The following is a 13,396-nucleotide window of genomic DNA, read 5'->3' as shown; positions in this document are numbered from 1 at the left end:
GGTTCCTGACTCATTAATAGCGCTATGGTAGCGCTTAGAAATAGCGGACGAAAGGGGATGTGTCCGGGATGCTCACCGTGGTAGCGGCTTTTAGCTGCGGCGTGCCAAGGTAGAGGAAGCCCACGATCTGATCCTGCTCGCGGCACGCTAGCGCTTCGCGCACCACCGGGCTGTCGGTCAACGGCCCGCTGCGCCAGATGCCGTTAAAGCCCTGCGCCTGCGCCGCCATCTGCATCGCCATGACCGCGCAGCCTGCGGAGAGAAGCTGCTCCCAGCGCGGCACCTTCGGATGCGCTTCACAGTGTGCGACCACCGCAATGATGAGCGGAGCACGAAATGGCGCGCTGCGAGCCTTGTCGATACCCTTCTCATCCTGCCCGGCCGCGGTGGCCGCCCGGGTCAGCAGTTGGCTAAAGCGCTCGCGCCCTTCCCCCTCCACGATGAAAAAGCGCCACGGCTGCAACGTACCGTGGTCCGGCGCACGCATGCCGGCGCGCAAAATATTTTCCAGCATCTCGCCTGCCGGTGCAGGTTCAGCCAGCCGGGAGGCGCTACGACGGTTAACGAGCAGTTCAAGTGCGTCCATTAGTTAACTCCTGTCATCAAATTTGGGCATAAAATTAACATGCGCGGGAACTTTGTTACAGCGTCGAGGGTGATTCCTGCTGACAAGAGGCCGTCGGGTAATTAGGATAACCGCACATTCCCGCACGGGGTGCGGTGGTTGTTAAACAGGTTAGGGAGAAGACATGCGAACCCTTTGGCGTATTATTGCCGGATTCTTTAAATGGACGTGGCGAGCGCTCAATTTTGTGCGCGAACTGGTGTTCAACATTTTTTTCATCTTGTTGATTCTGGTAGGCGTCGGCATCTGGATGCAGCTGAGCTCTGGCCCGGCTGAGCATACCAGTCGGGGGGCATTGCTTCTTGATATCACGGGCGTGGTAGTGGATAAGCCCTCCAGCAGCAGCAAGCTCAGCGCGCTGGGTCGCCAACTGTTTGGCGCGAGCTCAGACCGCATGCAGGAGAACTCCCTGTTTGATATTGTGGAGACCATCCGTCAGGCACAGGCCGACCGCAATATTACCGGGATTGTCCTCGATCTGAAAAACTTTGCCGGAGGCGATCAGCCCTCTATGCAGTACATCGGTAAGGCGCTGAAGGCGTTCCGCGACAGCGGCAAGCCGGTCTATGCCATCGGGGATAACTACAGCCAGGGGCAGTACTATCTTGCCAGCTTTGCCAATAAAGTGTGGCTCTCGCCGCAGGGCGTGGTGGATCTGCACGGCTTTGCCACCAACGGTCTCTACTACAAGTCCCTGCTCGACAAGCTGAAGGTCTCGACCCACGTTTTCCGCGTCGGTACCTATAAGTCCGCCGTTGAGCCGTTTATCCGTGACGATATGTCCCCCGCCGCGCGCGAAGCGGACAGCCGCTGGATTGGCGAGCTGTGGCAGAACTATCTGGGCACGATTGCCGCTAACCGCCAGATTACCCCGCAGCAGGTCTTCCCTGGCGCGCAGGGCGTGCTGGATGGCCTGAGCAAAGTCGGCGGCGATACCGCTAAATATGCGCTGGACAACAAGCTGGTGGATACGCTGGGCAGCAGCGCCGATGCGGAAAAAGTGCTGGTTAAACAGTTTGGCTGGAGCGATGAGGATAAAAACTATCGCGCCATCAGCATGTATGACTATCCGCTGAAAAAACCGAGCGAGGTGGGCAGCAGCGTGGCGGTGATCTTTGCCAACGGCGCCATCATGGACGGGGAAGAGACGGCGGGCAACGTCGGGGGCGACACGACGGCCTCGCAGATCCGCGACGCCCGTATCGATCCTAATGTTAAAGCCATCGTGCTGCGGGTTAACAGCCCTGGCGGCAGCGTCAGTGCCTCGGAAGTGATCCGCGCCGAACTGGCCGCAGCGAAAGCGGCGGGCAAACCGGTGGTGGTCTCCATGGGCGGTATGGCAGCATCGGGCGGCTACTGGATCTCGACTCCGGCCAACTACATCGTGGCTAACCCCAGCACGCTCACCGGCTCCATCGGTATCTTCGGGGTGATCAATACCGTTGAGAAGAGCCTTGATGAGCTGGGCGTCCACACCGACGGCGTGGCGACCTCCCCGCTGGCGGATGTCTCGGTCACTAAAGCCCTGCCGCCACAGGTGCAGCAGCTGATGCAGCTGAGCATCGAAAATGGCTATCAGCGCTTTATCTCCCTGGTTGCGCAGGCGCGTAAATCGACGCCGGAGCAGGTAGACAAGATTGCTCAGGGCCACGTCTGGACCGGTGAGGATGCGAAAAACAACGGTCTGGTGGATGCGCTGGGTGACTTTGACGATGCCGTGGCGAAAGCCGCCGAGCTGGCGAAGCTGAAGCAGTGGCATATCGAGTACTACCAGGACGAGCCGACCCTCCTGGCCCGCATGATGGACGGCTTCTCCGGTGAGATCCGCGCCATGCTGCCGCAGGCCTTGCAGGCGTATCTGCCTGCCCCGCTGGCCGCGGCGGCGGATACGGTAAAAGCCGAGACCGATAAGCTGGCGGTGTTTAACGATCCGCAAAGCCGCTACGCGTTTTGCCTGACCTGCGCCAACATTCGATAACACATCTCCCCCCGCCATCGGGGGGATTTTCTTTGTGGTACAAGAACTGACAACCATGCAAAAAAAATCAATTTACGTCGCCTACACCGGCGGGACCATTGGTATGCAGCGCTCGGAGCAGGGCTACATTCCGGTCTCTGGTCATCTGCAACGCCAGCTGGCGCTGATGCCTGAGTTCCATCGCCCGGAGATGCCGGACTTTACGATCCACGAATACGATCCACTGATGGACTCGTCGGATATGACCCCAGAAGACTGGCAGCATATCGCGGACGATATTAAAGCTAACTACGATCGCTACGACGGCTTTGTCATTCTGCACGGCACCGACACCATGGCTTTCACCGCCTCGGCGCTGTCGTTCATGCTGGAGAACCTTGGCAAGCCGGTAATTGTGACAGGGTCACAAATACCTCTCGCTGAACTGCGCTCGGACGGGCAGATTAACCTGCTCAATGCCCTCTACGTGGCGGCGAACTTCCCGATTAACGAAGTGACGCTGTTCTTCAACAACCGTCTGTTTCGCGGCAACCGCACCACCAAGGCCCACGCGGACGGCTTTAACGCCTTTGACTCCCCTAACCTACAGCCGCTGCTGGAGGCCGGGATCCATATTCGCCGCCTCGGCAACCCTGGCGCGCCAGGCTGCAACGGCGAGCTGATTGTTCACCGCATCACCCCCCAGCCAATCGGCGTGGTCACGATCTATCCAGGGATTTCGGCCGACGTGGTGCGCAACTTCCTGCGTCAGCCGGTGAAGGCGTTGATCCTGCGCTCCTACGGCGTAGGCAACGCGCCGCAGAACGGCGAGTTTCTCCGAGAGCTGGAGGCGGCCAGCGCGCGCGGCATTGTGGTGGTGAATCTCACCCAGTGCATGTCTGGCAAGGTGAATATGGGCGGCTATGCCACGGGTAACGCCCTGGCGCATGCGGGGGTCATCGGCGGTGCGGACATGACGGTTGAAGCGACCCTGACTAAGCTACACTGGCTGTTGAGCCAGGATCTGGACGCCGACGCCATTCGTCAGGCTATGACCCAGAACCTGCGCGGCGAGCTAACCCCGGACGAATAAGGAGCCTGTGATGACGCAACGAGCACTCTTGCTGGTGGATATACAGAACGATTTCTGCGCCGGTGGTGCGCTGGCGGTGCCGGAGGGCGATAGCGTAGTGGACGTGGCTAATGCGCTGATTGACTGGTGTAAAGCCCGTGGCGATGCGGTGGTAGCCAGTCAGGACTGGCACCCGGCCGATCACGGCAGCTTCGCCAGCCAACACGGTGTAGAGCCCTATACTCAGGGAATGCTGGACGATCTACCGCAAACTTTCTGGCCCGATCACTGCGTACAGGGAAGCGAAGGGGCTGAACTGCATCCCCTGCTTCAGCAGAAAGCCATCGACGCGGTTTTTCACAAGGGTGAAAACCGGACCATCGACAGCTACAGCGCCTTTTTCGACAATGGCCATAAGCAGAAGACCGGCCTGGATGCCTGGCTACGCATGCGCGGCATCACCGAGCTTATCGTGCTGGGTCTGGCAACGGACTACTGCGTGAAGTTTACCGTGCTGGATGCCCTACAGCTGGGCTATCAGGTCAATCTGATTACCGACGGCTGCCGGGGAGTCAATATTGGCAAGCAGGATAGCGCCCAGGCGTTTATGGACATGGCGTCCGAAGGGGCGACGCTCTATACGCTGGCAGATTGGGTAGAGACGCACGCCTAATTATTGCCCGGTGGCGCTACGCTTACCGGGCGTTTACCAACGCATTACTTGAATGTCGCGATCGGTTTGGGCGCGATGCCAAACTCCTCTTTCAGCTGCTGTTTGCTCTTCGTCACCATCTGACCGTTGGTATCGATAGTCATATGCTGCGCATCGGTATTGTGACATGCCTGCCAGAGCATGACCAACTGCAGGCTGTTCTCTTTCTGTTCCGGGGTCAGCGCTACGCCATCAGGCCATTTCCCCGTCTCAACCGCGGTTGCCAAACGCTGATACACCTCAGGCGTCATGCTGGCAACAAGCTCATTAATTTCCATCGTTCACCCGCTCTCGTGGAATAATTTGCTGAATCGATTCTTTAGCCCTTAATCTGCTCGCCATCGGCCTCATCGTTGAAGCTCAGAGAGGCTGAATTTACGCAGAAACGCTCCCCGGTCGGCTGCGGGCCATCAGGGAAAACATGGCCTAAATGGGCGTCACAATTGCCGCAGCGGATCTCAATTCGCTGCATGCCATGTGAGTAATCGTTAAGATAACGGATCGCATTTTCACTCACCGGCTCATAGAAACTCGGCCAGCCGCAGCCGGAGTCATATTTGCTCTGGGAGTTGAACAGGGCAGCATCGCATACCAGGCAGTGGTAAACGCCTTCGCGCTTGTTATGCAACAGCTTACCGCTGAACGGCGGCTCTGTACCGTGGTTTTGCGTCACATAAAACTGCATTTCAGTAAGGCTGTTTTTCAGGTCATCCTGAGAGGATTCATTAGCCATATGCTTGCTTCTCGCTATAGGTTCATTTACATCTTTTGTCTGATTCTAACAAAACATTAACAGTGGCGTCCTGACTTTTGTTCTAAACTTAGGCGGTGCGAAAATGTAGCGGAGGAATTGTGATCTATTTCACGTTTTTATCCTGCATGCCCTTTAAAATCCACGCCGGCGACCCCATACGGGTTGTAGCTGATTGGAATAGTGAGACGACGTCGCCGCGCAAAGGTTATGCACAGGATTGATTTGTCGCAATGATTGACACGATTCCGCTTGACGCTGCGTAAGGTTTTTGTAATTTTACAGCCAACCTTTTATTCACTAACAAATAGCTGGTGGAATATATGACTATCAAAGTAGGTATCAACGGTTTTGGCCGTATCGGTCGCATTGTTTTCCGTGCTGCTCAGGAACGTTCTGACATCGAAATCGTTGGCATCAACGATCTGTTAGACGCTGACTACATGGCGTACATGCTGAAGTATGACTCAACTCACGGTCGTTTCAACGGCACCGTTGAAGTCAAAGACGGCCATCTGGTTGTTAACGGCAAAACCATCCGTGTTACCGCTGAAAAAGACCCGGCTAACCTGAAATGGGACGAAATCGGCGTTGACGTTGTTGCTGAAGCTACCGGTATCTTCCTGACCGACGAGACTGCTCGTAAGCACATCACTGCTGGCGCGAAAAAAGTTGTTCTGACCGGTCCGTCTAAAGACAACACCCCGATGTTTGTTAAAGGCGCTAACTTTGACAAATACGAAGGTCAGGACATCGTTTCTAACGCATCCTGCACCACCAACTGCCTGGCACCGCTGGCGAAAGTTATCAACGACAACTTCGGCATCATCGAAGGCCTGATGACTACCGTTCACGCGACTACCGCTACCCAGAAAACCGTTGATGGCCCGTCTCACAAAGACTGGCGCGGCGGCCGTGGCGCATCCCAGAACATCATCCCGTCCTCTACCGGTGCTGCTAAAGCAGTAGGTAAAGTACTGCCAGAACTGAACGGCAAACTGACTGGTATGGCGTTCCGCGTTCCGACTCCGAACGTATCCGTTGTTGACCTGACCGTGCGTCTGGAAAAAGCAGCGTCTTACGAAGAGATCAAGAAAGCTATCAAAGCCGCTTCTGAAGGCGACATGAAAGGCGTTCTGGGTTACACCGAAGACGACGTTGTGTCCACCGACTTCAACGGCGAAATCTGCACTTCCGTGTTCGATGCCAAAGCAGGTATCGCACTGAACGACAACTTCGTTAAACTGGTTTCCTGGTACGACAACGAAACCGGCTACTCTAACAAAGTACTGGACCTGATTGCTCACATCTCCAAATAAGATGTGACACTCAACTTAAGAGCGACTTCGGTCGCTCTTTTTTTTGGCTTAAGACAGAGGATTGAGAAACGAATATGATTAATAAAATTTTTGCTCTTCCGGTAGTCGAAAACATTACCCCGGTGATTTCCCGCCGTCAGCTGGACGAGCTGGAGTTGATTGTCATCGATCACCCGCAGGTGAAAGCCTCTTTTGCCCTGCAGGGCGCGCATCTGCTGTCGTTTAAACCGGCAGGCGAAGAGGACGTGCTGTGGCTGAGCGACAATACGCCGTTCAAAAATGGCGTGGCGCTGCGCGGTGGCGTTCCGGTGTGCTGGCCGTGGTTTGGCCCGGCGCAGCAGCAGGGTCTGCCCGCTCACGGTATCGCCCGCATCCTGCCGTGGACGCTTACCGCCCATAACGAAGATGAGAACGGCGTGGTGCTGACCTTTGAACTGCAAAGCAACGACGCAACCCGTCAATACTGGCCGCACGATTTCACCCTCTTTGCCCGCTTTAAGCTCTGCCAGACCTGTGAGATTGAGCTGGAAGCCCACGGTGAGTTTGAGACCACCTCCGCCCTGCACACCTACTTTAACGTGGGCGACATCAGTGCGGTGAAGGTGAGCGGGCTGGGCGATCGCTTTATCGACAAGGTAAACAACGCTCAGGAAGATGTCCTGGCCGACGGCGTGCAGACCTTCCCGGACCGTACCGACCGTGTTTATCTGAACCCGGAAGCGTGCAGCGTGATCCACGACGGCGCGCTGAATCGCACAATTGACGTGATCCATCACCATCACAGCAACGTGGTAGGCTGGAACCCAGGCCCGGCGCTCTCTGTCAGCATGGCCGACATGCCGGACGACGGTTATAAGACCTTTGTTTGCGTGGAGTCGGCCTGCGTAACCGTTCCGCAGAAAACCACCGAAGAGAAGCCGTCCCGCCTGGCGCAAACCATTCGCGTGAACAAGCGTTAATCAGTCAACACGCTATGCCCTCTCACCCAGAGAGGGCAATTTTCTCTACACCACATCCAGCGGCGTTTTGTGTCCCGGTGCCGGAAAGGCATGATCGAGTCGGTTCAGCTCATCTTCGCTCAGGGTTAACTCAAGCGCGGCAGCGTTCTCCTTCACATGCGCCACGCTCGCGGCCTTCGGGATCGCCATCACGCCTTGATGACGAATAACCCACGCCAGCAGCACCTGTGCGGCGCTTACGCCATGTCCGTGGGCGATCTCGCGAACGGTAGCGTTTTCCAGCAGGCCATCGCGCAGGCGTCCAGCCTGAGCCAGCGGACAGTAGGCCATCACCGGCAGAGCGTGCTGCTGGCACCAGGGCAGCAGATCGAACTCAATGCCACGGGAAGCGAGATGATACAGCACCTGATTGGTAGCGCAGGCTTGACCACCTTCAACGCGCCACAGCTGTTGCATATCGCTATAGTCCAAATTGGAGACGCCCCAGCGGCGAATTTTACCCTGGCGGATCAGGGTCTCCATCGCCTCTACCGTTTCGGCCAGAGAGTAGTTACCCCGCCAGTGCAGCAGATAGAGATCGAGATAGTCGGTGCCGAGACGGCGCAGGCTGGCTTCGCAGGCGGCAATCGCCTTTTGGCCCCCCGCATTCCACGGGTAGACTTTCGACACCAAAAACACCTCGTCGCGCCTGCCCATAATTGCTTCGCCTACCACCACCTCTGCACCACCGTCGGCGTACATTTCAGCGGTGTCGATAAGGGTCAGGCCGAGATCGATCCCTGCCCGAAGCGCTGCCACCTCGTTTTGTCGCTGACGGGGGTTCTCACCCATATACCACGAGCCCTGCCCGATCGCGGCCAGCGGCTGGCTGTCGGCAAACTGCACACGTTTTTCTGTCATGGTTTCCTCCGGGGTTTATTCTCCTGAAATGATTGACCTACCGTAAAACAAACAGGGCGCAAGCGCCCTGTTGATATGTCTGGATCGTGCACATGAAATGCACAATGCTTTGAGTATAAGCGTTAGAAGCTGTAAGTCACCCCGGTAGAGAAGACCCCGGCCCAGGACTTATCAACCATCGGGCTGTCTTTGATCTCATCACCCAGACGGGTATAGCGACCGATACCATATACGCTCCAGCTATCGTTCAGCTGGTAGCTGGCGCTCAGCTCCAGGTAAGGACTCCAGTCGCTGTCCGGATCGTAGGTACGCAGACCGCTGCTACGAGACTCATGTCCCGAAACGCCGTAGTAGTATTCGTTCTGGTTTTCGCTGCTCCACTCAGCACCAATCCCCGGTGTCAGCGTCAGGCCACCGTTGGTGTAGCGGTAGAGCCAGGCCAGATCCCAGCTGATACCGTTGCTGTTATCCAGCGTGTCGCCAGCCAGCGAGGTGCGTAAAAAACCGTACTGGGTGTTATGCACATAAGACAGACCCGCCATCAGCGTAGATTTACGCTTATCGAGCTGGCGCAGCTGCCAGTCATCGCTGTCTTTCGGCCGGAAGTGGAACGGATTGTAGTAAGCCGTAACGGAGAGCTTATCGCTCTCATCATTCCAGAGATAGTAGCCGCCGCCAAGGCCGTGGAACCAGAAGTTCTCGCCTTCGTAGTTGATCACCGGGACGGGGGCGACATCGCGATCGTAATCTTTATAAGGCGTCTCAAGCACACCGACACCCGCGCCAATCGACCAGGGGCCCGCTGCGTTTGCCGTTGCGGCACATGATGCGATAAATACACCAAGCGCCAGAAATTTGAGTTTGGTCACAATCCTTTCCTTCCTGTAGTCAAATAATCAGCGGGAGCAGTGTAACCGCCCGCCTCCGTCATCCCAAATTTTTTCACTGATTATTATATAACTGAACGCAACAGCATGCTTTTTTAGCATGACAACCTGCTTACGGATAGATGACAGAGAGATGAATCGTCTGCACCGCCCCTTATCTATAAAGAAAATAAATTCAGATGAGTTATTGATATGTCATTGAAATTAGATTGGCGTCCAATGCAAGTTTTGCAAATGCCATCTACGCTTAATTTTAAGAAGGTGTATCGCGGGCGCGTTAACTGCTGGCGTTCACAACCTGGCATAAGGGTTGCTGCATTCCGGTGCTGAAGTAGAGCTAGCGTCGTTCAGCTTATCTCTTCCGGGAGCCTCCACTATTCATATGAACGGCTCTTTTCTTGTGCTAAAACGAAAGGACGGCATGCCATGAATATATTCGATCACTATCGCCAGCGTTATGAAGCTGCCAAGGACGAAGAGTTCACCCTGCAGGAGTTTCTCACCATTTGCCGCCAGGATCGCAGCGCCTATGCAAACGCGGCAGAACGGCTACTGATGGCTATCGGCGAGCCCGTGATGGTAGATACTGCTCTGGAGCCCAGGCTTTCCCGTCTATTTTCGAATCGGGTTGTCGCACGTTACCCAGCGTTTGAAGAGTTTTATGGCATGGAGGATGCCATTGAGCAGATTGTTTCCTATCTGAAACACGCCGCACAGGGGCTGGAAGAGAAGAAACAGATCCTTTACCTGCTGGGACCGGTCGGGGGTGGTAAATCCTCCCTTGCTGAACGCCTCAAGGCCCTGATGCAACGCGTGCCCATCTACGTGCTGAGCGCCAACGGCGAGCGTAGCCCGGTTAACGATCACCCTCTGTGCCTGTTTAACCCGCAGGAAGATGCGCAGATCCTTGAGAAAGAGTACGGCGTTCCGCGCCGCTATCTCGGCACGATCATGTCCCCGTGGGCGGCTAAGCGCCTGCATGAGTTTGGCGGCGACATCACCAAGTTTCGCGTCGTGAAGGTATGGCCATCCATTCTGGAACAGATCGCCATTGCGAAAACCGAGCCCGGCGATGAGAACAACCAGGATATCTCCGCGCTGGTGGGTAAAGTCGATATCCGCAAACTGGAAAACCACGCCCAGAACGATCCCGACGCCTACGGCTACTCCGGCGCGCTGTGCCGTGCCAACCAGGGCGTCATGGAGTTCGTCGAGATGTTTAAAGCGCCTATAAAGGTGCTGCATCCGCTGCTGACGGCAACCCAGGAGGGGAACTATAACGGTACGGAGGGGATCTCCGCCCTGCCGTTCAACGGGATTATCCTGGCGCACTCGAACGAATCCGAGTGGGTGACGTTCCGTAACAACAAGAACAACGAAGCCTTCCTTGACCGCGTCTACATTGTGAAGGTGCCCTACTGCCTGCGCATCTCGGAAGAGATCAAAATTTACGAGAAGCTGCTTAACCACAGCGAGCTGACACATGCGCCTTGCGCGCCGGGAACCCTGGAGACGCTCTCCCGCTTCTCTATTCTCTCGCGCCTGAAAGAGCCGGAAAACTCCAGCATCTACTCCAAAATGCGCGTCTATGACGGTGAGAGCCTGAAAGACACCGATCCGAAAGCGAAGTCCTATCAGGAGTACCGGGACTACGCCGGAGTAGATGAAGGGATGAACGGTCTGTCGACGCGCTTCGCGTTTAAAATCCTCTCTCGGGTCTTTAACTTTGACCACGCAGAGGTTGCCGCCAACCCGGTTCACCTCTTCTACGTGCTGGAGCAGCAGATTGAGCGCGAGCAGTTCCCGCAGGAGCAGGCTGAACGCTATCTTGAGTTCCTCAAAGGCTACCTGATCCCGAAATATGCCGAATTTATCGGCAAAGAGATCCAGACGGCCTACCTGGAATCCTACTCCGAGTACGGTCAGAACATTTTTGACCGCTACGTGACCTATGCGGATTTCTGGATCCAGGATCAGGAGTATCGCGATCCGGATACCGGCCAGCTGTTTGACCGTGAATCCCTGAACGCCGAGCTGGAAAAAATCGAGAAGCCTGCCGGGATCAGTAACCCGAAAGACTTCCGCAACGAGATCGTCAACTTTGTGCTGCGCGCCCGCGCCAATAACAGCGGTCGCAATCCGAACTGGACCAGCTACGAAAAACTGCGCACGGTTATCGAGAAGAAAATGTTCTCGAACACCGAGGAGCTGCTGCCGGTAATTTCGTTTAACGCGAAGACCTCTACGGATGAGCAGAAGAAGCATGACGATTTTGTCGACCGGATGATGGAAAAAGGTTACACCCGCAAACAGGTGCGCTTGCTGTGCGAATGGTATCTGCGCGTTCGTAAATCGTCCTGATAGCCCGGAGCCCGGCGGCGCGTTGCTTGCCGGGCCTACAAAAGATGCGAACCGTAGGCCGGATAAGCGCAGCGCATCTGGCTTTACGCCGCAGCATAAAGTTGGCAAATGCAGTACGGGGGGCTTATGACCTGGTTCATCGACCGGCGTCTTAACGGCAAAAACAAGAGCACGGTTAACCGCCAACGTTTCTTGCGCCGTTATAAATCGCAAATCAAGCAGTCGATCTCCGAGGCGATCAACAAGCGCTCGGTGACCGACGTAGAGAGCGGCGAGTCCGTCTCGATTCCTTCAGAAGATATTAGCGAACCGATGTTCCACCAGGGGCGCGGTGGCCTGCGCAACCGTGTACATCCGGGGAACGATCACTTTGTGCAGAATGACCGTATCGAACGTCCTCAGGGTGGTGGCGGCGGTGGAGGCAGCGGCCAGGGTCAGGCCAGCCAGGATGGTGAGGGCCAGGACGAGTTTGTCTTTCAGATTTCGAAAGATGAGTACCTTGACCTACTGTTTGAAGATCTGGCCCTGCCGAATCTGAAAAAGAATCAGCATCGGCAGCTTAACGAATACAAAACGCACCGCTCGGGTTACACCTCCAACGGGGTGCCAGCCAACATCAGCGTAGTACGCTCGCTGCAAAACTCGCTGGCACGCCGGACGGCGATGACGGCGGGTAAACGACGCGAGCTGCGGGCGCTGGAGGAGGATCTTACTACCGTCTCTAAGAGCGAGCCGGCACAGCTGCTCGAAGAGGAGCGGCTGCGCAAGGAGATTGCCGAGCTGCGGGCGAAGATTGAACGTGTGCCTTTTATCGACACCTTTGACCTGCGCTACAAGAACTATGAGAAACGTCCAGAGCCTTCAAGTCAGGCGGTGATGTTCTGCCTGATGGACGTCTCTGGCTCGATGGATCAGGCGACCAAGGATATGGCCAAGCGTTTCTATATTCTGCTCTATCTCTTCCTGAGCAGAACCTATAAGAACGTAGAGGTGGTCTATATCCGCCACCACACGCAGGCTAAAGAGGTCGACGAGCATGAGTTCTTCTACTCACAGGAGACCGGCGGGACGATTGTCTCCAGCGCCCTGAAGCTGATGGATGAGGTGGTTAAGGCGCGCTACGATCCGGCGCAGTGGAACATCTATGCGGCGCAGGCGTCGGATGGCGATAACTGGGCTGATGATTCACCGCTGTGTCATGAGATTCTTGCGAAGAAAATATTGCCGGTGGTGCGCTACTACAGCTATATCGAGATCACCCGTCGGGCGCATCAGACGCTCTGGCGTGAGTATGAGCACCTGCAGGCGACGTTTGAGAACTTTGCAATGCAGCATATCCGCGATCAAGAGGATATCTACCCGGTGTTCCGCGAACTGTTTCACAAGCAAACGTCAGATTCTCACAGCTAACATCTACCTAGCCGGTAAAGCGATTTACCGGCTGCCCGGCGGCGCTCCGCTTGCACGGGCCTACAAAACCATGCAGAACCTGTAGGCCGGGTAAGGCGTAGCCGCCACCCGGCATCTCTGAACGTAGAGCCTTAACGATCTTTAACGTCTACAGATCCTTTAATGCCATCACCGCCATCATCTTTAAGCCATAGGTATGGCGAATAGGCATTTTATTTTCTCCTTACTGTGTTGACTAACTTTACTATGATGAAATACAAAATAATTGAAGAGAGGAAGTTAAAGAAAATTAAAACATAATCATAGCTAAAATAAATGTCTTCCGGTGCAGGTTTAGAGCTAAACCAGTATGCAATTTTGATTGCAGTAACGTTGCTGATCATTGGATGTTCAGAGAAGTAACGAACATCCATCCATGACACGAAGCAAAAGAGAGCAATAAA

General features: G+C 55.5%; 12 protein-coding genes. 7 read left to right on the top strand and 5 right to left on the bottom strand.

What is annotated here, in order from left to right:
- Nucleotides 1-34: 34 nt before the first annotated feature.
- Entirely contained in the window at nt 35-586 is a 552-nt protein-coding gene (locus EV102420_RS14455; protein ID WP_042392959.1) for an NAD(P)H nitroreductase, read from the bottom strand.
- A 163-nt stretch (nt 587-749) separates the two neighbouring features.
- On the opposite strand from EV102420_RS14455, the gene sppA reads away from it, so the two are divergent.
- Genes sppA through pncA form a run of 3 tightly spaced genes read left to right on the top strand, consistent with a single transcriptional unit; the run spans nt 750 to nt 4,327 of the window.
- On the top strand, nt 750-2,603 hold the full coding sequence (sppA, locus tag EV102420_RS14450; protein WP_042392956.1) for a signal peptide peptidase SppA: 1,854 nt from the start codon (nt 750-752) through the stop codon (nt 2,601-2,603).
- Nucleotides 2,604-2,658: 55 nt separating this feature from the next.
- On the top strand, nt 2,659-3,675 hold the full coding sequence (gene ansA, locus EV102420_RS14445; RefSeq protein ID WP_042392953.1) for an asparaginase: 1,017 nt from the start codon (nt 2,659-2,661) through the stop codon (nt 3,673-3,675).
- A gap of 10 nt (nt 3,676-3,685) precedes the next feature.
- Nucleotides 3,686-4,327 (top strand): bifunctional nicotinamidase/pyrazinamidase, encoded by a 642-nt coding sequence (gene pncA / locus EV102420_RS14440; RefSeq protein ID WP_042392948.1) that lies wholly within the window; start codon nt 3,686-3,688, stop codon nt 4,325-4,327.
- Between the two features lie 44 nt (nt 4,328-4,371).
- On the opposite strand, the gene EV102420_RS14435 is transcribed toward pncA, so the two are convergent.
- Nucleotides 4,372-4,644, bottom strand: coding sequence for a YeaC family protein (locus tag EV102420_RS14435; RefSeq protein ID WP_042392945.1), 273 nt, complete (start codon nt 4,642-4,644; stop codon nt 4,372-4,374).
- Between the two features lie 41 nt (nt 4,645-4,685).
- Entirely contained in the window at nt 4,686-5,099 is a 414-nt protein-coding gene (msrB, locus tag EV102420_RS14430; RefSeq protein WP_042392943.1) for a peptide-methionine (R)-S-oxide reductase MsrB, read from the bottom strand.
- Nucleotides 5,100-5,440: 341 nt separating this feature from the next.
- On the opposite strand from msrB, the gene gapA reads away from it, so the two are divergent.
- Nucleotides 5,441-6,436, top strand: coding sequence for a glyceraldehyde-3-phosphate dehydrogenase (gapA, locus tag EV102420_RS14425; RefSeq protein ID WP_042392940.1), 996 nt, complete (start codon nt 5,441-5,443; stop codon nt 6,434-6,436).
- A 74-nt stretch (nt 6,437-6,510) separates the two neighbouring features.
- Nucleotides 6,511-7,395 carry a D-hexose-6-phosphate mutarotase gene (locus EV102420_RS14420; protein WP_042392936.1) on the top strand — a complete coding sequence of 295 codons (885 nt, stop codon included), beginning with the start codon at nt 6,511-6,513 and terminating at the stop codon, nt 7,393-7,395.
- A gap of 45 nt (nt 7,396-7,440) precedes the next feature.
- On the opposite strand, the gene EV102420_RS14415 is transcribed toward EV102420_RS14420, so the two are convergent.
- Both EV102420_RS14415 and EV102420_RS14410 read right to left on the bottom strand, forming a co-directional pair.
- Nucleotides 7,441-8,295 (bottom strand): aldo/keto reductase, encoded by an 855-nt coding sequence (locus EV102420_RS14415; RefSeq protein ID WP_042392935.1) that lies wholly within the window; start codon nt 8,293-8,295, stop codon nt 7,441-7,443.
- A gap of 122 nt (nt 8,296-8,417) precedes the next feature.
- Nucleotides 8,418-9,164 (bottom strand): MipA/OmpV family protein, encoded by a 747-nt coding sequence (locus tag EV102420_RS14410; protein ID WP_042392932.1) that lies wholly within the window; start codon nt 9,162-9,164, stop codon nt 8,418-8,420.
- A gap of 444 nt (nt 9,165-9,608) precedes the next feature.
- Between EV102420_RS14410 and yeaG the strand changes: the two genes are divergently transcribed.
- Both yeaG and EV102420_RS14400 read left to right on the top strand, forming a co-directional pair.
- Nucleotides 9,609-11,543, top strand: coding sequence for a protein kinase YeaG (yeaG, locus tag EV102420_RS14405; RefSeq protein WP_042392928.1), 1,935 nt, complete (start codon nt 9,609-9,611; stop codon nt 11,541-11,543).
- A 126-nt stretch (nt 11,544-11,669) separates the two neighbouring features.
- A complete protein-coding gene (locus tag EV102420_RS14400; protein WP_042392925.1) occupies nt 11,670-12,953 on the top strand; it encodes a YeaH/YhbH family protein in 1,284 nt (427 codons plus the stop codon).
- Nucleotides 12,954-13,396 lie beyond the last annotated feature (443 nt).

The sequence above is a fragment of the Pseudescherichia vulneris NBRC 102420 genome, from assembly GCF_000759795.1.
GTDB classification, from domain to species: Bacteria; Pseudomonadota; Gammaproteobacteria; order Enterobacterales; family Enterobacteriaceae; genus Pseudescherichia; species Pseudescherichia vulneris.
Note: the sequence above shows the minus strand (reverse complement) of the source record. Positions and strands in the feature narration are given on the sequence as shown.

What these genes read in the sequence shown, in the direction of transcription:
- EV102420_RS14455 (WP_042392959.1), bottom strand. Translation starts at nt 586, where the DNA reads ATGGACGCACTTGAACTGCTCGTTAACCGTCGTAGCGCCTCCCGGCTG.
- sppA (WP_042392956.1), top strand. Translation starts at nt 750, where the DNA reads ATGCGAACCCTTTGGCGTATTATTGCCGGATTCTTTAAATGGACGTGG.
- ansA (WP_042392953.1), top strand. Translation starts at nt 2,659, where the DNA reads ATGCAAAAAAAATCAATTTACGTCGCCTACACCGGCGGGACCATTGGT.
- pncA (WP_042392948.1), top strand. Translation starts at nt 3,686, where the DNA reads ATGACGCAACGAGCACTCTTGCTGGTGGATATACAGAACGATTTCTGC.
- EV102420_RS14435 (WP_042392945.1), bottom strand. Translation starts at nt 4,644, where the DNA reads ATGGAAATTAATGAGCTTGTTGCCAGCATGACGCCTGAGGTGTATCAG.
- msrB (WP_042392943.1), bottom strand. Translation starts at nt 5,099, where the DNA reads ATGGCTAATGAATCCTCTCAGGATGACCTGAAAAACAGCCTTACTGAA.
- gapA (WP_042392940.1), top strand. Translation starts at nt 5,441, where the DNA reads ATGACTATCAAAGTAGGTATCAACGGTTTTGGCCGTATCGGTCGCATT.
- EV102420_RS14420 (WP_042392936.1), top strand. Translation starts at nt 6,511, where the DNA reads ATGATTAATAAAATTTTTGCTCTTCCGGTAGTCGAAAACATTACCCCG.
- EV102420_RS14415 (WP_042392935.1), bottom strand. Translation starts at nt 8,295, where the DNA reads ATGACAGAAAAACGTGTGCAGTTTGCCGACAGCCAGCCGCTGGCCGCG.
- yeaG (WP_042392928.1), top strand. Translation starts at nt 9,609, where the DNA reads ATGAATATATTCGATCACTATCGCCAGCGTTATGAAGCTGCCAAGGAC.
- EV102420_RS14400 (WP_042392925.1), top strand. Translation starts at nt 11,670, where the DNA reads ATGACCTGGTTCATCGACCGGCGTCTTAACGGCAAAAACAAGAGCACG.